General features: G+C 60.8%; 1 protein-coding gene. It reads left to right on the plus strand.

Annotation, left to right across the window (positions count from 1 at the left end; all coding sequences use genetic code 11):
* Positions 1 to 120: 120 nt before the first annotated feature.
* Positions 121 to 510: hypothetical protein (locus IE219_RS32790; RefSeq protein WP_189983754.1), on the plus strand; the 390-nt coding region annotated here is incomplete at its 3' end.

Consider the following 510-nt stretch of genomic DNA (forward strand, 5'->3'; position numbering starts at 1 on the left):
CGAGGTGAGACCCGACAAGGGAGACGCGATTCGGCTGAAGGCGCTTCCATCAAAGCTGGATTGCAACGAGCTCACGAAGTTGGTGAACTGGCTCAAGGTGCTCGAGGCGATGCTGCCGAATTGACCAGGGTCGTTGAAGCAAATGCCACAGTTGGTGGCTTGGCTCAAGACGGCCTGGAGGGACTGGGCAAGTTGCTGGCATCGCTGGAACGCGAGGTCCCGAGTGAGCTGGCCGGCCGCGAGCTGGGATTGGAAGCCGCCGATAAGCCCATTCAAGCTTTGGAAGCTGGAGCTGACCGACGAGACGCTCGAGCTCTGCTGGCTGGACGAAATGCTGCTGCCGCCGGCGCCGAAACCACCGAGACCTCCAGCTTGGTATCCCCCAGCCTGAAAGCTGTTGGCATTCGCGCTGTTGGCACTCATAGCATTGTAGCCGCCGCCTTGAAAGTTACCGAAGCCGGCCGCTCCGCCAAAGCCTGGGTCAACATCACCGCCGAACGCGAGTCCATT

Origin of the sequence: Streptomyces termitum (assembly GCF_014650175.1) — a bacterium.
Classification (GTDB): Bacteria; Actinomycetota; Actinomycetes; order Streptomycetales; family Streptomycetaceae; genus Streptomyces; species Streptomyces termitum.